Source organism: Legionella sp. D16C41 (genome assembly GCF_048541585.1).
Lineage (GTDB): Bacteria > Pseudomonadota > Gammaproteobacteria > Legionellales > Legionellaceae > Legionella_C.
In genome coordinates this window covers 186,257-207,799 of sequence record NZ_CP183303.1, presented here as the reverse complement: position 1 = coordinate 207,799, position 21,543 = coordinate 186,257, and the positions used below count along the sequence as shown (strand labels likewise).

The following is a 21,543-nucleotide window of genomic DNA, read 5'->3' as shown; positions in this document are numbered from 1 at the left end:
CTTAATGATAATCTAAGAGTGTAAATGAGTTCTACAAACGAATTAGCAAACGCAATTCGCGTTTTAAGTATTGATGCTGTTGAGCAAGCCCAATCAGGCCATCCGGGTATGCCTTTAGGTATGGCAGACATTGCCACCGTACTCTGGCAAAAATTTTTAAAACATAGCCCTAGTAATCCTCATTGGTTTAACCGCGATCGTTTTGTTTTATCCAATGGTCACGGTTCTATGCTCCTGTATTCCTTGTTACATTTAACAGGATATAAACTATCTATTGATGATTTAAAAAACTTTCGACAACTTCATTCTAAAACTCCTGGTCATCCTGAATATGAGGAAACCCCAGGTGTTGAAACCACAACTGGACCTCTAGCGCAAGGTTTAGCTAATGCCGTAGGTATGGCTATTGCTGAAAAAACTCTAGCGAGTCAATTTAATCTACCTAATTTCGAAATTGTTAATCATTTTACCTATGTTTTTGTTGGTGATGGCTGCTTAATGGAAGGCTTATCACATGAGGTTTGTTCGCTTGCTGGGACGTTAAAATTAGGTAAATTAATTGTCTTTTATGATGATAATGGAATTTCCATTGACGGCAAGGTAGATGCTTGGTTTACCGATGATACCGCTAGTCGTTTTAAGGCTTATAATTGGCATGTAATTGAAGAAGTTAATGGCCATGACCCAATAGTAATTGAAGAAGCTATTAAGCAAGCACGTGCTCAAACAGATAAACCAAGCTTAATTATCTGTAAAACAATTATTGGTTTTGGCTCACCCGTCGCCGGTAGTGAGAAATGCCATGGCTCTCCACTTGGCAATGCCAATATTGAACAAGTAAGAGTAAAATTAGGGTGGTCACATGAACCTTTTACTATTCCTGATTCTATTTATAAGCAATGGAGCCATGTTGAACAAGGTAAGCGTGACGAAACACAATGGCTAGAGTTATGTCAACAATATCAAGAAGAACATACCGATCATTACCATGAATTTTTACGTCGTATTAATAGAGATTTACCTGATAACTTTGATAATTTAGCTAAAAAATTTATTAATGAGTGCCGTTTGCAAGATAAGCCTATAGCTACTCGTAAAGGCTCTCAGGCTTGCATTGAATTTTTTGCTAAAATACTGCCTGAAATGTTAGGTGGCTCTGCTGATTTAACTAGCTCAAATAATACTAACTGGTCTGGTAGCAAAGCACTTACTGCAGAAGACTGTTCAGGTAACTATATTTTTTACGGTGTGCGTGAATTTGGTATGGCGGCTATCATGAATGGTCTAGCATTGCATGGGGGATTTATTCCTTATGGGGGAACATTTTTAGTTTTTGCAGATTATGCGCGTAATGCTATTCGCTTAAGTGCTTTAATGAGGCAACGTGTTATTTATGTCTTTACCCACGATTCAATTGGCTTAGGCGAAGACGGACCCACTCATCAACCCATTGAGCATGCAGCGATGTTGCGAATGACACCAAATATGCGAGTTTGGCGACCTGCTGACTTAACAGAGACAGCGATTGCTTGGTATCAAGCCTTAACTCGTCATACAGGGCCTTCTGCTTTATTATTATCACGTCAAAACCTACCAGCCTTAGTTCATCAAGATAAAGCTTTTGAGAGTATTGGGCGCGGTGGGTATACCATTGTTGAATGTGATGGTACACCAGAAGTCATTCTTTTAGCGACTGGTTCTGAATTACATTTAGCAGTTACGGCTGCCAAGCAATTAAACGAACAAGGAAAACAAATACGAGTCGTATCTATGCCTTGTGCTGAGCAGTTTATTGCTCAAGATAAAGCCTATCAAGAAAGTATATTACCTAAAAGTGTACGAAAACGTATTGCTATTGAAGCTGCAGCAACTAACTACTGGTATCGCTTTGTAGGCTTAGATGGTACTGTAATTGGCTTAGATCGGTTTGGTGTTTCTGCACCAGCTGAAGCAGCTTACACTTATTTAAACATCACAGTAGAACATTTAATTAGTGTTATTAATACCCTGTAATTGATTCATAATAGACTTCTTGCATCACCTGTGTATTTTGTCTAAGTACCAGGCGCAAGTGGCTTAGGGGGCTAAGTTTAATAAGAATAAATAAACCCCGGAAAGCTCGTTGCAATGCAGGTTATGCAAGAAGTCTAATGAATCTTTCATTCTGGAGAAATAAAGATGGCTCTGAGAGTTGCAATTAACGGTTACGGACGTATCGGTCGCTGTATTTTACGAGCAATTTATGAATATGGCCGCCAAGATGAAATTAATGTTGTTGCTATCAATGATTTAGCAAATATTCAAACCAATGCTCATTTAACACGCTATGATACCACCCATGGCCGCTTTAACCACGAGGTGAATGTTGAAGGCAATCAGTTCTTTATTGATGGCCATCCTGTTCGTGTTCTTGCTGAGCGTGATCCTAAAGCTTTACCATGGAAAGAACTTGATGTAGATGTTGTTCTAGAATGCACAGGTTTGTTTACAAATCGTGAAAAAGCCATGCAACATATTGATGCTGGCGCAAAAAAAGTATTAATTTCCGCTCCCGGCAAAGATGTCGACGCTACTATTGTTTATGGTGTTAATCATCAAAGCCTTCGTACAAGTGATATTATTGTCTCTAATGCTTCCTGTACGACCAATTGCCTTGCACCAGTTGTTAAGGCCCTACATGAGGCAATAGGTATTGAGCATGGTTTAGTTAATACAGTACATGCTTATACAAATGATCAAATGTTACTTGATGGCAGTCATAGCGATTTAAGGCGCGCCAGAGCTGCTGCTCATTCAATTATTCCTACAAAAACAGGAGCAGCTTCTGCAGTTGGGCTCGTATTACCTGAATTAAATGGTAAATTAGATGGTTTTGCTATGCGTATACCTACCTTAAATGTCTCGGTTATTGATTTAACATTCACGGCTAAGCAAGAAACAAACGCTGATGAAGTTAATAACATTATGCGTCGTGCTAAGAGTAATATTCTATACATTAATGAAGAGCCTTTAGTTTCTTGTGACTTTAACCATTGTCCCGCTTCAGCTATTTTCGATACTACAGAAACAAAAGTATTAGGCAACTTAGTTAAAGTAGTTGCATGGTATGACAACGAGTGGGGTTTTTCAAATCGTATGTTGGATACCGCTAGTTGTATGATGAGCCGTTAAAGGATTTAATCATGAATTTGCTTAAAATGAGTGAATTAGATTTACATAATAAACGTGTTCTAATTCGTGAAGATTTAAATGTTCCTATCAAAGATGGCATCATTACCAGCGATCAACGCTTACAAGCAGCGCTACCAACTTTGCAGCAAGCGCTTGATGCTGGTGCTGCAGTGATTGTCTTATCGCATTTAGGCCGGCCTGAAGAAGGAAGATTTGAGAGGCGATTTTCTCTTGAACCTGTTGCCACTTATCTCGCCAGTCACTTAAATTACCCTGTACGCTTTGCTGTAAATTACTTAGATGGGATACCAGCAGTTAAACCGGGTGAATTAGTTGTTTGTGAAAACGTGCGCTTTAATATTGGTGAAAAAAAGAATGATGAGCAATTAGCCAAAAAACTAGCCTCTTTATGTGATGTTTTTATTATGGATGCATTTGGTACAGCGCATCGAGCACAAGCGTCTACTTATGGCGTCGCTAAATATGCTCCTATTGCCGCAGCAGGTCCTTTACTTGTACGGGAATTAGAAGCCGTTGAAACAGTAATGAAAAATCCAGACAAACCAATTGTTGCAGTAGTAGGCGGGGCTAAAGTTTCAACCAAATTGTCCTTGCTTAATCATTTAGTAGAGATGGTTGATTACCTAGTGCCTGGTGGAGGCATTGCTAATACTTTTCTACGAGCGCAAGGCTTTGAAATAGGCTTATCTCTTAGTGAGGATGATTTACTTGATGAGGCACGTGCCATTTTAGACTTAGCAGCTAAACATCATTGTCAAATTCTTTTACCCTCTGATGTAGTAGTGGGTAAAGTATTTAACGAAAATTGTCCTGCCTTTAATAAAACACTTACTCATATTGCCAGTGATGATATGATTATGGATATTGGTCCAGATACCGTAAGTAGATATTTGGATATTATTGAAAAAGCTAAAACAATTATTTGGAATGGTCCTGTTGGTGTCTTTGAGTTTGCGCAATTTTCATATGGAACTAGAGCTATTGCTATTGCTATTGCCGATAGCAATGCCTTTTCAGTAGCTGGCGGGGGCGATACGCTAGCAGCAATTGATCAGTATAATTTAACCGAACAAATATCTTATATTTCTACAGGCGGCGGTGCATTTCTTGAATGTTTAGAGGGAAAAACATTGCCGGCTGTAGCTATCTTGGAAGAACGTGCCCATGCTACATCGACGAACTAAAATTGTTGCAACATTAGGCCCTGCTTGTAGTCAACCAGAAACTTTAAAAGCTATTTTAACTGCTGGTGTTGATGTATTAAGAGTTAATTTCTCGCATGCAGATCCCTCTGTGCTTACAACAATTACCGCAGCTAAATCAATTGCCCAAACATTAAATAAGCCACTTGCTGTAATGGCTGATTTACAGGGCCCTAAATTACGTATTGGCAAATTTAAATCAGGCCAAGTCAATCTTTCCTCTAATCAAGAATTCATCCTCGATTGTGCGACTAAAGAATTAGGGGATGAAACTTTTGTAAGCGTTACCTACACACCCTTATGTCAAGAAGTTACCTCAGGAGATACATTGTTATTAAATGATGGTCTTATTGAATTAACAGTTATAAAAGTTGAAGATTCTCGTATCTTTTGTAAGGTTATTGAAGGCGGTATTTTAAAAAACAATAAAGGTTTAAATCGCAAGGGCGGTGGTTTAGCTGCGCGCGCCTTAACAGAAAAAGATAAAGAGGACATGCGTACCGCTGTTGAAATGGGGGTTGATTACTTAACGCTTTCCTTTGTACAAGATGCAGAAGATATTAATGAAGCTCGTCAATTATTAGCTAAGTTAAACGCACCGGATATTCCAATTATTGCTAAAATAGAACGCACTGAAGCTTTAGAGAATTTAGCAGATATTATCAATTTCGCTGATGCGGTAATGGTTGCTCGTGGTGATTTAGGTGTAGAAATAGGTGAGGCAGAAGTTCCCGCTATTCAAAAGAAAATCATTGAGCAAGCTAGGCGCCTTGATAAAGTAGTTATTACTGCAACACAGATGATGGAGTCGATGATTTATCAACCACAGCCTACACGTGCTGAAGTATCGGATGTTGCTAATGCTATTTTAGATGGAACTGATGCAGTCATGCTTTCAGCTGAAACGGCGACTGGTCAATATCCGGTTAAAGTTATTGAGATGGTCAATAAAATTTGTTTAAGTGCAGAGAAACATGCTACCTTCCTTTATAACAAACCTGAAAAAGATACTTGCCACTATGATAGGGCTGATCAAGCTATTGCAATGGCAACCATGTATACGGCCAATCACTTTCCTATTAAAGCCATTGTTGCTTTAACTGAATCAGGTGCGAGTGCAATATGGATGTCTCGCCATCAAAGTAAAGTTCCTATTTATGCTATTAGTGCTAATCCTAAAACAGTTAATAAACTTAGTCTTGTAAATAATATTTTTCCAATTTTATATGATTTTCATCCGCTACAAGTTGAGCTCATAAAAAAGACATTAGTAAATCATTTAATTAATTTAGATATACTACAAATTGGTTCTTTTGTTTTATTAACTCGCGGCCAAATTATAGGTGAGCCAGGTGGAACAAATTGTATGGAGATTATTCAAGTTAAAGAATAATTTAGACTCTAATATAGACATATGGGCATAATTAATTTTTAAGCCTACATGCCGCGACTTGTTTGCGAGATCCAAGCTACTTCTCTTCTCTGGATTCTGCAGATAAACCGGCGTTGTTGCATATTTCAGGGTAATGGAAATAAATTTAGGAATAACTAAAAAAAGGTGGCGTTACGAACCTAAAAGGTATAACTTCAGCAGCTGTAGCCTGGGTGTAGGCCTGCGGGCCGAAACCCGGGTTTCACTTCGTTTCACCCAGGCTACTTGCTTTAGAGTTATGCAACAACGCCGGCTAAACTGCAGAACGTAGGCTGTAACTGGCTAGGCGTAGATTTTTAACTTTAGCAAGCTCTTACTAGACTTCTTCTTCGCTTTTGCGCGCTAAGCCTAACTTTTCTTTTAAGCGAGCTACTGCACTTGGGTCATATTGACGCTGAGGTTTATGTCTTACAATCACTTTAGGTTTAACTGACATTCCACTACCCAAAGTATTAAAAAGTGGCGGTTTTTCAACATAATAAGCATCGTAAGGCTCATTATCAGCTAAAGTCGCTCTATTATTTATCTGATAATTAGGCTTAACAGATTGCTTTAAATTATTGGAATCTTTTACAGTTACAATTTTACGTGTGTTACGGATACTTTTTTCAATACGCTTCTTAATTTTAAGCGCAGCATGCTCTGCTTCTTCTTCAGTAACAGGTTCGATTGGGTTGCCATTTAAATCAATACGCATTTCTTTAGCTTTTAAACAGATTAAATAATCTAACCGGCGTGTAAATAAAACAACCGCCTCACGAATTTTACTGCGTGAAATACCTATTTCACCTGCTTTAGCTATATGCTGTAAAATATCGGTCATGATACCAGCTTTTAAAGGTCGAATACGGGTTGTACTGTCGAAAGCTTGTGGGAAGGTCGCAGCTAACCATAATAAAGCTTCACTTTTAGCTTTCTTAGATTCTTTTTTTTGTGCTTTATTAATTGCAGCCGTATGGGGATGAAGTTCATGCCTTCTCATGCTTGATACCTTAAGAACTTAAGTACAATGTTTGAAAATATTGCGCGATATTAAGCTAAAGTAATACATAATGCAAAATTATTATTTTAGCTAAGGAAAACGAGCTAAATTCACTTAATAAATGTCCAGCTAAGGTACAATACTTACTGTTTTATTGCAATAATTTATCTTAAAAAGCCCTGTTAACCTTGGGTTTTCAATTAAAATATAAATATAATTTAAAAAGCTTAATAATTAAGCTAAAGTAGTTCCTTATTGTTTAAGGATAACTAGAAATACGTAGTTAATTAAATGGATACCTAGAAATGTTAAAAAAACTATTTTGGAGGTTTCTTGCTTTTGCTTTTCCATGGTTAGTGTTATTAATTAATGATAATCCAGGTGGAGCTATTGTAGCGCTGTTTATGCAAGCCACTTTATTTGGTTGGCCGCCGGCGACCGTATGGGCTTGGCGCACTATACGAGAAAATCAATTATCTCTTAAAAAATCAAGTAAGAGTTAATTACTATTTTCAACAATGAAGCAAAGCAATCATTAAAGCGCAAAGTCAAAATTAGCAAGGCTAATTTAAGTATTTTTATATCATTTTAACGAAGAAAGTTTTGATTTAGCAAAGACTTCAGGCGATCCACACCTATAATTCGTGTTTAAAGATTTAGGAGATTATTATGGCAACTCGCGTTATCGTTAATGGAGCACGCGGTAAAATGGGTACTCTAGCTTGCGAAACTATTACCAATCATCCTGAATTTGAATTAGTAGGTGCCCTATCGTACCATGACGATTTAAGCGCTACGATTATTAATACGCAAGCTCAGATAGTCATTGACTTAACACGTGCTGACTGTGTTTACGCGAATAGTTTAGTAATAATTAATAATGGTGCTCATCCTGTTATTGGCACCTCTGGGTTAAAGCAAGAGCAGATTCAACACCTTACATTATTATGTAATGATAAAAAATTAGGTGGAATTATTGCACCCAACTTTTCAATTAGTGCAGTTTTAATGATGCAATTTGCAGCACAAGCAGCACGTTATATTTCAGAAGTAGAAATTATAGAAGCTCATCATCCACAAAAATTTGATGCACCCTCAGGTACCGCAATAAAAACAGCAGAAATGATTGCCGCGACAAAAGCAATATCTCTAGTGAAAAAAGAGCAAGAGCATGAATTAATTGCAGGTGCGCGTGGTGGTATGCATGAAGGTATTACCATTCACTCAGTACGCCTACCTGGTATTATGGCAAGACAACAGGTAATATTTGGAAGTCCTGGAGAAACGTTAACTATTATGCATGATAGCATTGATAGAGCTTCATTTATGCCAGGTATTGTCCTTTGTTGTCAAAAAGTAAGACAACTAGAGACCCTCTATTATGGATTAGAACATCTCTTAGTCTAGCGAACTTAAGCTAATTTACACAACCAGACTAAGTTCTTATCGTTCTTATTGTCATTCTTCACATACTATCCCTAGGGCATCTAATGCGCGCTCTATTTCGTCTGGCATAGTTGGCCTAGACAATAAATATTCGCCTGTATGCTCGGTTAAACGTTCTTGCGCAAATGAAAAAGCCTCCTCCCACTCTTCAATCGTATAATCACCGCGGCCTACATACATTAAAGCAACAAGGGTTGCTTGTTGGTCAGGCTCTAAATTGTTAATAGCACCAACCACCTCTTGATAGGTCAAATCATCAGCATGATCAGCTAAAACATAAGAAGCATCCATGTCATCAGTCATTTCTGGAAAACTTACCTCTTCTTTAGCTTGAAATTCGCGCGCTCTAACCAAAATATCACAAATTATTCCAGAATTAAGATTTAACATAATAGTGCTCTCCTTAAATTTTTTTATAATCTTTAAAATTGACTTTAAATAGGTGAAAACGTTTGGTTAATCTCTTTTATATTATCTTCAAAGGATTTCGTTTTAGTTTCTTGTAGTTTTTCTAATACCGAATCAATCTGAGTATCTGGATTGGCTGACTTATACAACTCAATTATACTTTTATAAACTGCTTTTGTAGTGCCAGTTCTTAAGTCTGAATCTGCGGGCCTATTTAAGACAATATAATAAATATCAGCAAGAATGCGGGTTTTAACGTCAGAAATTTCCTTTAAATTAGTTACATCTTCAAATAATTGTTGAATCTGGGTAATGCCTTTAGGGGAAATAGTTCCTGTAAACATACGATAGTTAAGCTGTTTTTGCCAGTAACTTTTTTCGCCAATTAACAATTTAATTTTTTCTAATAGTTTTTCTTGATTTTGTTCAGATAAACGCATAGCAGCAATAACACAATGAGAATAACCAGGCTTTATGTAAGTTGCAAGCCCAGCAATACGTCTGACTTCATTGTTAGTTGCAAGTCTATCATCTATTATTAGTGCTTGATCACCTGCTTTTAATTTAATCTTTTTTATGATGGAGTAAGGTAAATAATTAGGTGGTGTCTTAAAACCTTCAGCGCCCTCTGCATTACGCCCTGCATGTACCTGTCCATGCCTAGACTCATATGCTTTCTCTACCATCTCTTCAAAGCGCTCTCTTGCTTCCTTAGTGTCAGCAAACTTTGGCCAAGTGCCATAAATCTCGCGATAAATTAACATAGCATTAGTATGAAGTATTTCTAATGCTTTTCTATCTTTGCCGCTCACACAAGAACCATAACTAAGCCCATTTGTAAACATAGTAATTAAGGTTTCAAGTGAACTTAACCATAATTCTCTGCAATGATAATCAAAAATGGTTGCTTTACCATAACCTGCATTCAGACAACTATCATAATCACGACAAAGCTCAGCTAAATCGGTTAAATTATTAGCTAAAGTAAATGCTGCAGGATGACTTTCCTTTGAAGAAATTAAATACTTTAAGCTTTTAGTTATTACCTCTTTATTAAATTTATGACCAGGCCATAAATTATCATAAAACTCTTCAGGAATTTTATGTTCACTAAATAGTTGATTGATAAAACGTTCACAACTTAACGAATTATTTTCCTTTGTTTTAGGATTTTCTACAAATTGTCTAAGCGCATTAAATGCATTAGGATAACAATAAGCTAGTGCAAGCAAGCTTATAATATTAACTGCAAACTTATCACCAACATTTAATTCTTTAGCTTTTTGCGTGATATTGCTAAGTGACAACGTTTCTTGGGCATTGTTTAAAATAGTTAAACAATCTTCGTCATAAGAGCTAGTATAAAGCCAATATTTCGCTATATTAAGCGGATGATTTGTAGTATATATCTTAATATCTTTTCGTTCTGAACGTAGTCGCTCTATAGCATGACGTCGATGCTTATCTAAAATTGGATCTGGTAAAAATTTTCCTGGTAAAGCAAGAGGGCTAATTAAAGTTTGAACAAGTAATGACTGATTTTTACCTATATACTTACAGATTTGTTTTACATTACGATTACTATGCTCTTGTCCTAAAATAGCAGGTTCATCTTCTAAATCCCTAGAGCTTAAATGACTAGAACGCAATCTAGCATGCCCTAATTCTTTTACTTGACCATCAGGATAGAGAAGAAATAATTGATGCTTACCAAAATTAGCTAAGAGTGGTAAAGAGCGTAGGCGGCTAGGTAAATAAGAGACGACATCTTCTACCTTGTTTGCTTCCAAAAGAACTTTTTTTAAAAATAACTGCTCATAGGCAGGCAATCGCAGGAACCAATAGGGAACTTTACGCATTTCTTTATCATCTGTTACATGTCCCCATAATTGATTGATTTCAGATATTTCGAAATTAGCAGAAGCTAGTCCTAATAACTGCTTGATTTGAGAGAGTTGAGCGTCAATAGAAGCCAACCCTTCACTAGCAACTTTGGAAGCTAATTCTCTAAATACCACTTGATGGCCTATAGATAGTTGATCAAACCAGCTAGGCTTAGGAAGTTTATCTTCAGCAACAATTCTTAAATCATTGAGTAAACTCTCCTGCTCCATATGTGTTTTTATATACTTCCAAACTGATTCTAGTGTACTTAAATTACTTTTTAAGGCGTCGTAGGTGAAGGCATGCACATCACTAACGTGCAGAAAAATTTGTAGAACTGGCGGAAGTTGGCGAAACCATTCAGGTGTTATCCAAAGATTACTATTTTTTATTTTTTTTAATTCAGCAAGTGTCTCGTTTGTATAAGGTGGTAATGTTTCATCCCATTGCAATATGAGCTTCGGCTCATTAAAAGTATTTTCGACACTTAAAGTAGCTAAATTAGGACGTCCATCACGCATAATAATATATTGTTCAGCTTTATTTAGCATTTCAATAGCGATACGCTTTGCCTGCGTTTCTCCTATAGTAGTAAAATCTTCCCAATTATCGAGTAAGGCATTAACTAATAATGCGGTAAATTGTGCGAGCTTATCTTGATAATCATTAAGCGATTTACAAGAAGATAAATTACAAATATGCAATCCCCAAGAAAGATAATTATTTAAATTTTCTTTATTGCTTTTAGGCGGAATAGCTTGAGTAATAAACTGAAAAGCCTGATTTAAAATTGCAATACGTTTATTATAAATAGTTTCTAAATTAGGAGTTGTAGAGTAAGTTTCTAGAACTAAATCTGAGCCTAAAATATTTTTTAAGCTGGCCAATACTGTAGAGTTAAGCTCAATTCCCTCAGCAACACGTAATATTGTTTTTCCCATAGCTAAGTTTCCTTGCCTACGTTGGTGACTTATTATTGAATATACCCAAGTTCATTAGAAATGCTAGGCTTTGACAAGTTAATTTTTTTGCTCAGAATTTTTTAAAATTGAATAATAGTAAAGCCTATTGCAAATTTTTAAAAAAATTATGAGTGAAAAAATTAATAGTCCCAAAATAGCCTTTGCAAAGAACTTGGGTATAAGTCCTTGTACTTCACAATTTCTTGTCAATAATTTATAACAAGACCTTAAAAGTTTATCGTGCTAAACTCAATTTCTCCAATTAACGAAAGGATAGTTAACGGATGATAATTTCAAAAACACGTGATTACACAGGTTTTTCTGAGGAAAGTCTTAATGAAGCTATTTCAAATGCATTAGAAAAAGCTGAAAATCATAGCCATTTTGAAGTAATAGAAGCACGTAGTTCTCAGTTTGCTGATAACAAACGTTATTATTATGTAACATTAGCAACATTTTTTGAGTAAAAATAGATGGTGGCTTCTTTCAAAACTACTTATTGCAATATTTATGAATTTAGTTTTACAGGCTAAAAACAAGTTGCCTAACTATCAAATAAACAGTTTTGAAAGACGTTTACCTAAAAAGGAGTTTAAGCAATGGTTTATACCGTGTCTCACTATATTGGTGGCCAAGTATTAGCGGATAAGGCTTTAAATCAACGTTCGCTTTATAATCCCGCTACGGGTGAAATTATAGGTGCAGTTAATTTAGCTGATAAAGTAACTTGTGATCTGGCCGTTAAAACTGCTAAGGAAGCTTGGTTTAATTGGGCAAATACGCCTCCTGTAAAGCGAGCACGCATTTTATTTAAATTTCGCGATTTATTAGAAAAAAACCAGCGTGATTTAGCTAAATTAGTTACACAAGAACATGGTAAAACTATTGATGATGCCTTAGGCTCTGTCGCTCGCGCTATTGAAGTGGTTGAACTTCATTGCGGTCTAGTAACTCAATTACAAGGTAACTTCACACCTGAAGTATCCACTGATATAGACTGTTATACGTTAAGACAGCCGTTAGGCGTGTGCGCTGGCGTTTCACCTTTTAATTTTCCAGTTATGGTACCTGTATGGATGATGATTCCAGCTATTGCTTGTGGTAATACGTTTATCCTTAAACCGTCAGAACAAGACCCATCAGCACCTATTCGCTTATTAGAATTGCTTAGTGATGCCGGATTGCCAGCTGGCGTTGCCAATTGTGTGCAAGGTGATAAAGAAGCTGTTAATTACCTCCTCGAACATCCTGATATTAGTGCATTTACAGCTGTTGCTTCAACACCCGTTGCAGAGTTTATTTATAAAACAGCGACAAGAAATGGTAAACGCGCCCATACTTTTGGTGGTGCTAAAAACCACTGCGTGGTAATGCCGGATGCTGATTTAGAACAAGCAGCTAATGCTATTGTGGGCGCTGCTTACGGCTCTGCCGGCGAACGTTGTATGGCCATTTCTGCTGTAGTTGCCGTAGGTGATGACACAGCAAATGCTTTATTAGATAAACTATTACCTTTAATACAAGCTATTAAAGTCGATGCAGGAGATATACAGGGTTGCGAGATGGGTCCTTTAGTAAGCAAAGAGCATCGTGAACGCGTCATTCAAGCTATTGATAAAGGCGTTGAAGAAGGAGCTAAATTAATTACTGATGGACGCTCTTTTAAACATCCAACGTATTCACAAGGCTTTTATCTTGGGCCAACGCTTTTTGATGAAGTTAGCGAGTCCATGTCCGTTTATCAAAACGAAATTTTTGGCCCTGTTTTAGTTATTATTCGCGTTAATAATTTAGATGAAGCTATTGCACTTGTTAATCGGCATCAATATGGTAATGGAACTGCTATCTTTACGCGTGATGGTTATTTTGCACGAGAATATAGTCAACGTATTCAAGTAGGGATGGTCGGCATTAATATCCCTATCCCTGTGCCAGTAGCTAGTCATCCTTTTGGTGGCTGGAAACATTCTTCTTTCGGGGATACCAATATGCATGGAGCTGAAAGTATCCATTTTTATACACGACTTAAAACCATTACTAGTAAATGGCCTGTTCATAAAAGTACACACAATACTTTTATCATGCCAACACATTAATTTTTTCAGCACTTGGAGAGAAAATGGCTCGCATTGGATTTGTGGGACTAGGGCATATGGGATTGCCAATGGCACTTAATTTAGTTAAAGCAGGTCATCAAGTAACAGGTTATGACTTACAACCTAATGCTTTAGATCATTTCGCGACGGCAGGTGGCATTGCTGCGTTAGAATTAAAGCAAGCAGCACAAGATCAAGATTTTATTATTACCATGCTTCAGACTGGTGAGCAGGTAAAAGCGGTTTGCCTTAACGAGGCAGGACTCTATCTTACAGCAACACCAAATACTTTACATATTGACTGTTCAACTATTGATATTGCCACTTGTAATTATCTTTATCAGCAAGCAAAGCAACATCAATTAGCAATGATAGATGCTCCTGTATCGGGCGGAGTTAAAGGTGCTACAGCAGCAAGCTTAACCTTTATGGTAGGTGGCGAAACGCCTGCTTTTGAGCGTGCTAGCCCTCTACTTTCTACTATGGGAAAAAAGATTTTCCATACAGGCCCAGTAGGAAGCGGGCAAGCTGCTAAAATTTGCAATAATATGGTTCTCGGTATTACCATGATTGGTGTTTCAGAAGCTTTTGTCTTAGCTGAAAAATTAGGCCTTGCCGCTGATAAATTATTTGAAGTTGTTAATAATTCCTCTGGACAATGCTGGGCAATTAGTCAGTATGTACCAGTTCCTAATATTCTCCCTAACGTTCCTGCTAATAACGATTATCAAGCTGGTTTTACAGCAGCGATGATGCTTAAAGATTTGCTATTAAGTCAGCAGGCTGCAACAAGTGCACAGATAGAAACACCGCTAGGCAAGCAAGCCACGACACTTTATCAGCAATTTAAAGATCAAGGCTTCGGCCAACTTGATTTTTCAGCAATTATTAAAAAAATACAAGGGTAAACTATGGCTGCTCAAAATTCTCATGACAACTTTTGGGCTAGTATCGCTAAAGAATATGTAAGCTGGATTTCACCCTGGCATACTACCTCCGCTGGTAATTTTCACACTGGTAAAATCCAATGGTTTCTTGGCGGGAAATTAAATGTTAGTGCAAATTGCCTAGATAAACATCTGCCTACAAAAAGCCAACATCCTGCGCTTATTTGGGAAGGAGACGATGAACATGAGCAAAAAACACTAACCTTTGCCGAGCTTCATTATGAAGTTTGCCTTATGGCTAATGGACTTAAAGCATTAGGTATAAAAAAAGGCGATACCGTTGCTATTTATTTACCTATGATTCCAGAAGCTATTGTGGCTATGCTTGCCTGTAGCCGTATTGGCGCTATCCATACGGTGGTTTTTGCAGGCTTTTCAGCACTTGCTTTAAGGCAACGTTTAGAAGCCTCTGAAGCGAAGCTACTAATTACCAGTGACAGTTATCAACGCGGTGGTAAGACATTTGTCTTAAAACAACAAGCAGATGAAGCAACTGAAAATTTAAATTTAAAAACTTTAATTATTAAACATAGCACTAAGCTGATACCCTTTAATCCAACAAAAGATTATTGGTGGCATGAAATAAAAAGTACCCTAAACGCTGATTGTCCACCAGAAATTATGGATGCTGAAGATCCGCTTTTTATTCTTTATACTTCCGGCAGTACAGGCAAGCCCAAAGGCTTAATCCATACAACCGGAGGTTATTTAGCTCAGGTAGCCTATAGTTTTCAGCAGGTTTTTGATTGTCAAAGTAATGATATTTTTTGGTGTACAGCAGATATAGGCTGGATAACAGGTCATAGTTATTTAGTTTATGGTCCACTTTGCAATGGTATTACAACTTTAGTTTTTGGCGGAGTTCCCACCTGGCCTGATCCTTCACGAGTTTGGAAGATAATTGATAGATATCAGGTTAATATATTTTATACAGCTCCCACGGCAATTCGGGCTTTAATTCGTGAGGGAGAACAGTGGTTAGAAACGTCAAGTCGAGATTCCTTACGTCTTTTAGGAAGCGTTGGTGAACCCATTAATCCAGATGTCTGGCTTTGGTATTATGAAAAAGTAGGTTTAAAGCGTTGCCCTATTGTTGATACATGGTGGCAAACAGAGACAGGCAGCATTATGATTAGTCCGCAGTATAAAGACTCCCAACCTTTTAAACCTGGAAGTGCCTGTAAACCATTGCCTGGTATTTCTGCAGTACTTCTTGATGAAAATTATTGTGAAATTGATGGTACAGGCGAAGGAATGTTAGCGGTTAAAGCACCCTGGCCTTCTTTAGCTAGAACAATCGCCGGTGATCATGAGCGTTACGTTAAAACTTATTTTCACAATGGCTATTATATCACCGGCGATGGAGCACGTCGTGATAATGAAGGCGACTATTGGATTAATGGCCGTCTTGATGATGTGTTAAATATCTCCGGCCACCGCCTAGGTACAGCAGAAATTGAAAGCGCCCTAGTTGCACATTCTGATGTTGCCGAAGCTGCGGTAGTTGGCATACCTCATGACATTAAAGGTCAAGGGATTTACGCCTTTGTAACTTTAAAAGAAATATGTAAACCTAATTCCAAATTGGAACAAGAACTTATTGAAAATACAAAAGCAGCTATCGGTGCAATTGCCAAACCCGATGCTATTCGCTTTGTTAACGATTTACCTAAAACTCGCTCTGGTAAAATAATGCGACGTGTACTGCGTTTAATAGCTAGTAAAGAGGTAACAGCAATTGATGAGCTTGGAGATTTATCAACACTTGCTAACCCGCAAGCAATAGATGATTTATTTAAAGATGAAACACAATAAATCAAGAGCAACCTGCATGGCGCTAATTAGCAGTAATTAATTAGCGATGCCAAATTGCGCTAGAGATTTACCTATTTAGTTAGGATAAGCCTTTATAGATAAAAGAGGCATGTCAATCTAGCCAAGAGACTTACTAAGTAAGCTTAATTATTTTTGCCTGCTATTTCCTCAATTGGCCATTGATACCAACTATTTAATACCTTAATTAACTCATCAATCCCTTCTTTTTTTAAGGAAGAAAAAAGTTGTACACTGATTAATTCAGGCAGTAGACGATAATGGTTACGTACCTTTATAGCTGTAGTTTTAGCTTCACTGCGGCTGATTTTATCTGCTTTAGTTAATAAAATATGTACAGGTATTTGCCTATTTACAGCCCACTCTATCATCATCTGATCAAGGTCTTTTAATGGATGGCGGCAGTCCATTAAAAGAATTAGGCCAGCCAAGCAGCGCCTTACCTCTAAGTAGTGTGCTAAATTTTTCTGCCACTCCTGTTTAGTGTGTAAAGACACTTTAGCATAGCCATAACCAGGTAAATCGACTAAACGGCGCTCTTCATCGAGTGCAAATAAATTAATTAATTGAGTGCGGCCAGGTGTTTTACTTGTTCGTGCTAATTGTTTGATACCGGTTAAACAATTTAACGCGCTAGATTTACCAGCATTGGAACGCCCAGCAAAAGCAACTTCATAACCTTGATCAGGCGGTAATTGCGAAACCAGTGCTGCACTTTGTAAAAAATTGGCTTTTGAATATGGATTAATTGACATTATTAAATTATCTCTTACCACTAAGTAACTTCATTTTACTATAGCTTTTATCATTAGAATCATTTTTCATTTTGGAATTTTTGCTTAAGCAGTGTACCATTAAAGGAAGGCTAATTCTGAGGTTGGTATGAAAAAAATATTGTTTGCTATTGCGCTTACAACTACTTTTGCTGTGCAAGCTGCCGATAATACTTTAGCTGTGCCTGCAAAAGCGGCAACTTGCGTGGCTTGCCATGGCCCAGAAGGCAACAGTACTAATCCATTATGGCCCAATATTGCTGGCCAACATGCCTTATATTTAGAAAAACAATTATATGATTTTAAAAAAGTTACCACCCGCAATGTTCCAGTAATGACAACGATTGCTGCAACCTTAACGGACGCTGATATTAAAGAGTTATCTGCCTATTACGCTAAATTACCACTTGCACAAAATACTACTCCGCAAAAATTTGTTAAACGTGGTGAAGCTATCTACCGTGGTGGTGACTTAAGTAAACATATTACGGCCTGTATTGCTTGTCATGGCCCTCGTGGGACGGGTAATAATCAGGCTGGTTTCCCCGTGTTATCAGGACAACATGCACAATATACTATTAGCCAGTTACAAGCATTTCAACAAAAGAAACGTAGTAACGATTTAAATGAAATCATGCGTGATATTAGTCATCGCATGAGCCCAGAAGATATGGAAGCTGTTGCTTATTATATTCAAGGATTACATTAAACTTAAGTGAGAAATAAATTATGCTAAAACGTCTGTTAGTACTCTGTTTACTATTTCCAATGCTTGCAAGCGCTGAAGATTTTGTTATTGGCAAGGATTATGACGTTATAAAACCTAGTAGCCAGCAAGCAACGTCAACTAATAAAATTCAAGTTACTGAATTTTTCAGCTTTGGTTGCCCTTGGTGTTATCGCATTGAGTCGACTTTAGATCAATGGGTCAAACAGCAAAATAACAAAATCCAATTTTCACGAGTACCTGTGGTTTTTAATAAAGATTGGTCATATTATGCTAAAGCATATTATACTGCTGAGTTATTAGATTTAAGCGACAAATTAAATCCACTTTTATTTAAAGCTATTCAAGTTGATAAAACGCCACTTAACAATAATCAAGCAATGATTAATTTTTTCAGTGAACATGGTGTCAGTAAAGAAACAGCAGAAAGTGCCTTTACTCATTCACCTACTTTAGAAATGAAAATTAATGAAGCAAATGCCAAAATGGCAAAATATCGTGTTAATGTTGTTCCTTCTTTCGTCGTTAATCATCAATTTAAAACTGATTTACAAATGGCACAAGATGAAGAGCGATTGGTTAAAATACTTAATTTTTTAGTTAATAAAGCCCAGCAAAAGTAATTGCTCACCTATAGAATCTTATATAGGCTGAGCCAAAGCCCAGCCTATATAAGGAATTAAGCTAGCGTCATTAATTCTAGATGTGAATGCTTAAACTTTTATTCTTTTACAGTAATAATGATTGCTCGCCCTGCTTTTAACGTACGTGAAATATGTCCTTGACCTGTAGTATCTGTAGCGAATAATACGTCCCCTGGTTTAAATACCTTTGTCTCTCCACCACTTGCTTCTACTTCTACTTCCCCTTCTTGATAGATAATAAATTGCTTAGTAGGAGCCGCATGCATAGGATAAATTTTTCCTGCTGGAAAAGTTCTAAAGCGCATAATATCGACTTTAATTTCTTCAGAGTATGAGCCCAAAGGCTCCTCAGTTGCTATAAATGCACTTTCTTCTTTAAAATAAGATTTGTGATCTTGGCCAGTAAACAATAAAAAATAGTTCATAAGACCTCAAGTTTAAAGAGCTCTTTATAATTAATAGCATGAAATTAAGCTAATAAATTATTAAATTGGGAAATTCTCTTAACGTTTTTATTCGCTAGTTTGTTCGCTGTTATTGTGATTTACCTCTTAAATCAATATCCCAACAATCAATAACTACATCGTTTTCACAAAGAAAAAATTTATCAAACAAATTAATAGTAGGATCACAATGAGGAACAATTAATTCAAGAATCTCACCTAATTTAGGCAAGACGCCATTAACAGATGTAACCTTACCATGCTCATCACCAAATCCACCCCAATTATAATGTAACCCTTGTGGCGTGATAATTCGAGGCTCATGTTTAAGGTCAACATAAATAGATTTAGTACCAGCATCTACTGTTACATGCTCTGTTCTATTAGCGCTAATGACTGTCGTTAATAAAGTCATAGCAGGCTTAAAGGTATTAAAATGATCAGGATTTTCTTTTGAGCCAATCATCCTATACTCAACATCCATGACAGTATAGGAGCCTGGCTGAATCTCAGTGACTTCAGAAGCCTCAATGTCAATATTATAAGTTCCCGTGCCACTACCTGTTAAAATAGAACAAGGTAAATTTGCTTGTCTGAATTGTTTTATTAAATCGCTGGCCATTTGCATAGTAGCCAAAGAACTCCTCTTGCGTTCTTCATAGCTTTTAATATGTTGTAAATTACCCGCGTAACACTGCAAACCTTGTAACGCTAACCAGGAGCAAGTTTGAATATAATGGCCTAATGTAAGCGCTTTTTCAGGCTTTATACCAGTACGACCTAGTCCTGGGTCAATATCAATTAAAACATTAATCTTGATTTGTGCAGCTTGGCCCGCTTTATTTAAAGCAGCAGCATTTTCTTCATTATCTACAACGACCATAGTCTCTGGTGCTTGTTTAAGGCAATGAAGTAGTCTCCTGATTTTTGTAGCAGCCACGATGGGTGAGGTAATTAAAATATGACGAATGCCTGCTGCAATTAATGCTTCTGCTTCAGCAACTTTAGCAGCACTAATGCCGATAGCGCCATGTTGAATTTGTAAAGCCGCTAATTTAGAGCATTTATGCGTTTTAACATGCGGCCTAATATTGACATGATAGTTTAGTGCATGCTCCTGCATGACCTGTAAATTATATAATAATTTATCTTTATCTAATATCAGGCATGGAGTATCAAGTTCAAATTTCGTTAAGCCAATATAATTATCATTATTCATCTATACCTCAAATTAAGAAGACTAATGCATAAATTCTGATGTTTCATCAGATATACCTGGATTTTCTAGACTTAAAACACCCGTGTTAAAATCATAGGCAAAGATTTCAGCATAACGTCCCCAATCAATCATGGTACGTAAAACGCGTTCCGCTTCTTTTTCACTAAAGTAATCTTCTAATTTAGTCAAAAAGCGCTCTTCTGATACGCGATGCCCAACTTTTTCGTCTAAAATATGGCGGATATAACGTGCTAAAGGTACTTTATCTAATAAGCGTTTAGTAAAAATTTGCTTACGTGTTTGTAAATCAGCATTAGCAAACTGCCTGCCTAACTCAGTTAATTGAATATCGCCATCAGATATACGTGCAAAGCCAAGGATTTCTAAAGTTTCTAATAAGGGAAATAAATCATCAATATTCATCATTAACTCATCAGCAAGCTCTGGTAAATCAATGCGCTCATTAAAAGAGGTCATTGTTTCAATGAGTCCTGATAATTCAGATAGATCAACATCGGGTAAACGATAACCTAAACCAATTTGCCGTTCACGTTGAGCACGTTTAGCTTTTTCGCGCAATCCTGTGGTCATTACTGTATATATTTTATCAACTAATTTTTGGAATTCAGGCGTCTCTGTATTACGTGGTTGAGGCAAAGTCACTTTTAATTCAGCACGAATATAACCAGGATCACTGCCAAAAATAATAATTCTGTCAGCCAAGGTGGCTGCTTCTTCAATATTGTGCGTAACCAATAAAATACCATTAGTATTTGTCTTCTTTTCTTGCCATAAGTTAAGTAAATCCGATTTTAAATTTTCAGCCGTTAAAACATCTAAAGCAGAAAAAGGCTCATCCATAAGCAAGACATCTGGGTTGATAACTAATGCTCTTGCAAAACCAACTCGCTGACGCATTCCTCCTGATAACTCTTTTGGGAAGGCTGATTCAAAGCCATCTAAGCCAATAATATCAATCGCTTCAATGGCGCGACGACGACGTTCGTCGCGACTAACACCTTGCGCTTCTAAACCTAGCTCTACATTTTCTAAAACAGTTAACCAAGGCATTAACGCAAAAGATTGAAAAACCATAGCAATACCAGCAACAGGTTTGGTAACTGGTTGATTTCGATAAGTAACCTTTCCTGCTGAAGGCGGTACTAAACCTGCAATAATACGCAGTAACGTTGATTTACCTGAACCTGATTTACCAAGTAAGGCTACAATTTCTCCCTCATGTAGTTGAAAATTAACATCTTCAAGAACTAAAAGTTCCTGCGCAGTGGCCGTTTTCTTAAAGGATTTGCAGCAATTTTCTAATTCGATAATTGTATTTGGCATAAGCCTATA

At 37.0% G+C, this 21,543-nt stretch carries 19 protein-coding genes; 12 read left to right on the top strand and 7 right to left on the bottom strand.

The features are described from left to right. The first annotated feature begins 24 nt into the window (after positions 1 to 24). From tkt to pyk, 4 genes are all read left to right on the top strand, one after another. Positions 25 to 2,013 (top strand): transketolase, encoded by a 1,989-nt coding sequence (gene tkt / locus ACNVED_RS00965; protein ID WP_419419908.1) that lies wholly within the window; start codon positions 25 to 27, stop codon positions 2,011 to 2,013. A 165-nt stretch (positions 2,014 to 2,178) separates the two neighbouring features. Further along, positions 2,179 to 3,171 carry a type I glyceraldehyde-3-phosphate dehydrogenase gene (gene gap, locus ACNVED_RS00960; protein ID WP_419419907.1) on the top strand — a complete coding sequence of 331 codons (993 nt, stop codon included), beginning with the start codon at positions 2,179 to 2,181 and terminating at the stop codon, positions 3,169 to 3,171. Between the two features lie 11 nt (positions 3,172 to 3,182). Beyond that, the gene (locus ACNVED_RS00955; protein WP_419419906.1) at positions 3,183 to 4,376 is read left to right on the top strand and encodes a phosphoglycerate kinase; all 1,194 of its coding nucleotides are present in this window, start codon (positions 3,183 to 3,185) and stop codon (positions 4,374 to 4,376) included. Further along, positions 4,357 to 5,787: a pyruvate kinase gene (pyk, locus tag ACNVED_RS00950; protein WP_419419905.1), complete on the top strand. Its 1,431-nt coding sequence runs from the start codon at positions 4,357 to 4,359 to the stop codon at positions 5,785 to 5,787. Before ACNVED_RS00955 ends, pyk begins: the two co-directional genes overlap by 20 nt. A gap of 355 nt (positions 5,788 to 6,142) precedes the next feature. Here the strand turns inward: pyk and ACNVED_RS00945 are convergent, their stop codons facing one another. Beyond that, entirely contained in the window at positions 6,143 to 6,808 is a 666-nt protein-coding gene (locus ACNVED_RS00945; protein ID WP_419419904.1) for a ProQ/FinO family protein, read from the bottom strand. 305 nt (positions 6,809 to 7,113) lie between these two features. Between ACNVED_RS00945 and ACNVED_RS00940 the strand changes: the two genes are divergently transcribed. Together ACNVED_RS00940 and dapB are read left to right on the top strand one after the other, a co-directional pair. Beyond that, positions 7,114 to 7,311, top strand: coding sequence for a hypothetical protein (locus ACNVED_RS00940; RefSeq protein ID WP_419419903.1), 198 nt, complete (start codon positions 7,114 to 7,116; stop codon positions 7,309 to 7,311). 166 nt (positions 7,312 to 7,477) lie between these two features. Next, on the top strand, positions 7,478 to 8,215 hold the full coding sequence (gene dapB / locus ACNVED_RS00935) for a 4-hydroxy-tetrahydrodipicolinate reductase (RefSeq protein ID WP_419419902.1): 738 nt from the start codon (positions 7,478 to 7,480) through the stop codon (positions 8,213 to 8,215). Between the two features lie 51 nt (positions 8,216 to 8,266). Here the strand turns inward: dapB and ACNVED_RS00930 are convergent, their stop codons facing one another. Further along, positions 8,267 to 8,644, bottom strand: coding sequence for a DUF3775 domain-containing protein (locus ACNVED_RS00930; protein ID WP_419419901.1), 378 nt, complete (start codon positions 8,642 to 8,644; stop codon positions 8,267 to 8,269). A gap of 44 nt (positions 8,645 to 8,688) precedes the next feature. Then, entirely contained in the window at positions 8,689 to 11,487 is a 2,799-nt protein-coding gene (gene sidP, locus ACNVED_RS00925) for a Dot/Icm T4SS effector PI-3-phosphatase SidP (RefSeq protein ID WP_419419900.1), read from the bottom strand. A 305-nt stretch (positions 11,488 to 11,792) separates the two neighbouring features. Between sidP and ACNVED_RS00920 the strand changes: the two genes are divergently transcribed. From ACNVED_RS00920 to acs, 4 genes are all read left to right on the top strand, one after another. Then, the gene (locus tag ACNVED_RS00920; protein ID WP_419419899.1) at positions 11,793 to 11,975 is read left to right on the top strand and encodes a hypothetical protein; all 183 of its coding nucleotides are present in this window, start codon (positions 11,793 to 11,795) and stop codon (positions 11,973 to 11,975) included. Between the two features lie 132 nt (positions 11,976 to 12,107). Further along, positions 12,108 to 13,604, top strand: a complete 1,497-nt coding sequence (locus tag ACNVED_RS00915) for a CoA-acylating methylmalonate-semialdehyde dehydrogenase (RefSeq protein WP_419419898.1) — start codon at positions 12,108 to 12,110, stop codon at positions 13,602 to 13,604. Between the two features lie 23 nt (positions 13,605 to 13,627). After that, complete coding sequence (mmsB, locus tag ACNVED_RS00910) at positions 13,628 to 14,512, top strand: 3-hydroxyisobutyrate dehydrogenase (RefSeq protein ID WP_419419897.1); 885 nt, start codon at positions 13,628 to 13,630, stop codon at positions 14,510 to 14,512. A gap of 3 nt (positions 14,513 to 14,515) precedes the next feature. Further along, positions 14,516 to 16,366, top strand: a complete 1,851-nt coding sequence (gene acs / locus ACNVED_RS00905; RefSeq protein ID WP_419419896.1) for an acetate--CoA ligase — start codon at positions 14,516 to 14,518, stop codon at positions 16,364 to 16,366. Between the two features lie 143 nt (positions 16,367 to 16,509). Here acs and yihA read toward each other — a convergent pair whose 3' ends face one another. Beyond that, a complete protein-coding gene (yihA, locus tag ACNVED_RS00900; protein WP_419419895.1) occupies positions 16,510 to 17,139 on the bottom strand; it encodes a ribosome biogenesis GTP-binding protein YihA/YsxC in 630 nt (209 codons plus the stop codon). 127 nt (positions 17,140 to 17,266) lie between these two features. On the opposite strand from yihA, the gene ACNVED_RS00895 reads away from it, so the two are divergent. Both ACNVED_RS00895 and ACNVED_RS00890 read left to right on the top strand, forming a co-directional pair. Then, positions 17,267 to 17,866 carry a c-type cytochrome gene (locus ACNVED_RS00895; RefSeq protein ID WP_419419894.1) on the top strand — a complete coding sequence of 200 codons (600 nt, stop codon included), beginning with the start codon at positions 17,267 to 17,269 and terminating at the stop codon, positions 17,864 to 17,866. Positions 17,867 to 17,886: 20 nt separating this feature from the next. Continuing rightward, positions 17,887 to 18,507 carry a thiol:disulfide interchange protein DsbA/DsbL gene (locus ACNVED_RS00890; RefSeq protein WP_419419893.1) on the top strand — a complete coding sequence of 207 codons (621 nt, stop codon included), beginning with the start codon at positions 17,887 to 17,889 and terminating at the stop codon, positions 18,505 to 18,507. Between the two features lie 98 nt (positions 18,508 to 18,605). On the opposite strand, the gene ACNVED_RS00885 is transcribed toward ACNVED_RS00890, so the two are convergent. The 3 genes from ACNVED_RS00885 to ACNVED_RS00875 form a co-directional block, all read right to left on the bottom strand. Continuing rightward, positions 18,606 to 18,953 carry a hypothetical protein gene (locus tag ACNVED_RS00885; RefSeq protein WP_419419892.1) on the bottom strand — a complete coding sequence of 116 codons (348 nt, stop codon included), beginning with the start codon at positions 18,951 to 18,953 and terminating at the stop codon, positions 18,606 to 18,608. A 109-nt stretch (positions 18,954 to 19,062) separates the two neighbouring features. Beyond that, positions 19,063 to 20,190, bottom strand: a complete 1,128-nt coding sequence (locus ACNVED_RS00880) for a DSD1 family PLP-dependent enzyme (RefSeq protein WP_419419891.1) — start codon at positions 20,188 to 20,190, stop codon at positions 19,063 to 19,065. Positions 20,191 to 20,211: 21 nt separating this feature from the next. Beyond that, on the bottom strand, positions 20,212 to 21,534 hold the full coding sequence (locus ACNVED_RS00875; RefSeq protein WP_419419890.1) for an AAA-associated domain-containing protein: 1,323 nt from the start codon (positions 21,532 to 21,534) through the stop codon (positions 20,212 to 20,214). Between the last annotated feature and the right edge of the window lie 9 nt (positions 21,535 to 21,543).

Coding starts and splice junctions, on each gene's coding strand:
- tkt (WP_419419908.1), top strand. CDS start 25: ATGAGTTCTACAAACGAATTAGCAAACGCAATTCGCGTTTTAAGTATT.
- gap (WP_419419907.1), top strand. CDS start 2,179: ATGGCTCTGAGAGTTGCAATTAACGGTTACGGACGTATCGGTCGCTGT.
- ACNVED_RS00955 (WP_419419906.1), top strand. CDS start 3,183: ATGAATTTGCTTAAAATGAGTGAATTAGATTTACATAATAAACGTGTT.
- pyk (WP_419419905.1), top strand. CDS start 4,357: ATGCTACATCGACGAACTAAAATTGTTGCAACATTAGGCCCTGCTTGT.
- ACNVED_RS00945 (WP_419419904.1), bottom strand. CDS start 6,808: ATGAGAAGGCATGAACTTCATCCCCATACGGCTGCAATTAATAAAGCA.
- ACNVED_RS00940 (WP_419419903.1), top strand. CDS start 7,114: ATGTTAAAAAAACTATTTTGGAGGTTTCTTGCTTTTGCTTTTCCATGG.
- dapB (WP_419419902.1), top strand. CDS start 7,478: ATGGCAACTCGCGTTATCGTTAATGGAGCACGCGGTAAAATGGGTACT.
- ACNVED_RS00930 (WP_419419901.1), bottom strand. CDS start 8,644: ATGTTAAATCTTAATTCTGGAATAATTTGTGATATTTTGGTTAGAGCG.
- sidP (WP_419419900.1), bottom strand. CDS start 11,487: ATGGGAAAAACAATATTACGTGTTGCTGAGGGAATTGAGCTTAACTCT.
- ACNVED_RS00920 (WP_419419899.1), top strand. CDS start 11,793: ATGATAATTTCAAAAACACGTGATTACACAGGTTTTTCTGAGGAAAGT.
- ACNVED_RS00915 (WP_419419898.1), top strand. CDS start 12,108: ATGGTTTATACCGTGTCTCACTATATTGGTGGCCAAGTATTAGCGGAT.
- mmsB (WP_419419897.1), top strand. CDS start 13,628: ATGGCTCGCATTGGATTTGTGGGACTAGGGCATATGGGATTGCCAATG.
- acs (WP_419419896.1), top strand. CDS start 14,516: ATGGCTGCTCAAAATTCTCATGACAACTTTTGGGCTAGTATCGCTAAA.
- yihA (WP_419419895.1), bottom strand. CDS start 17,139: ATGTCAATTAATCCATATTCAAAAGCCAATTTTTTACAAAGTGCAGCA.
- ACNVED_RS00895 (WP_419419894.1), top strand. CDS start 17,267: ATGAAAAAAATATTGTTTGCTATTGCGCTTACAACTACTTTTGCTGTG.
- ACNVED_RS00890 (WP_419419893.1), top strand. CDS start 17,887: ATGCTAAAACGTCTGTTAGTACTCTGTTTACTATTTCCAATGCTTGCA.
- ACNVED_RS00885 (WP_419419892.1), bottom strand. CDS start 18,953: ATGAACTATTTTTTATTGTTTACTGGCCAAGATCACAAATCTTATTTT.
- ACNVED_RS00880 (WP_419419891.1), bottom strand. CDS start 20,190: ATGAATAATGATAATTATATTGGCTTAACGAAATTTGAACTTGATACT.
- ACNVED_RS00875 (WP_419419890.1), bottom strand. CDS start 21,534: ATGCCAAATACAATTATCGAATTAGAAAATTGCTGCAAATCCTTTAAG.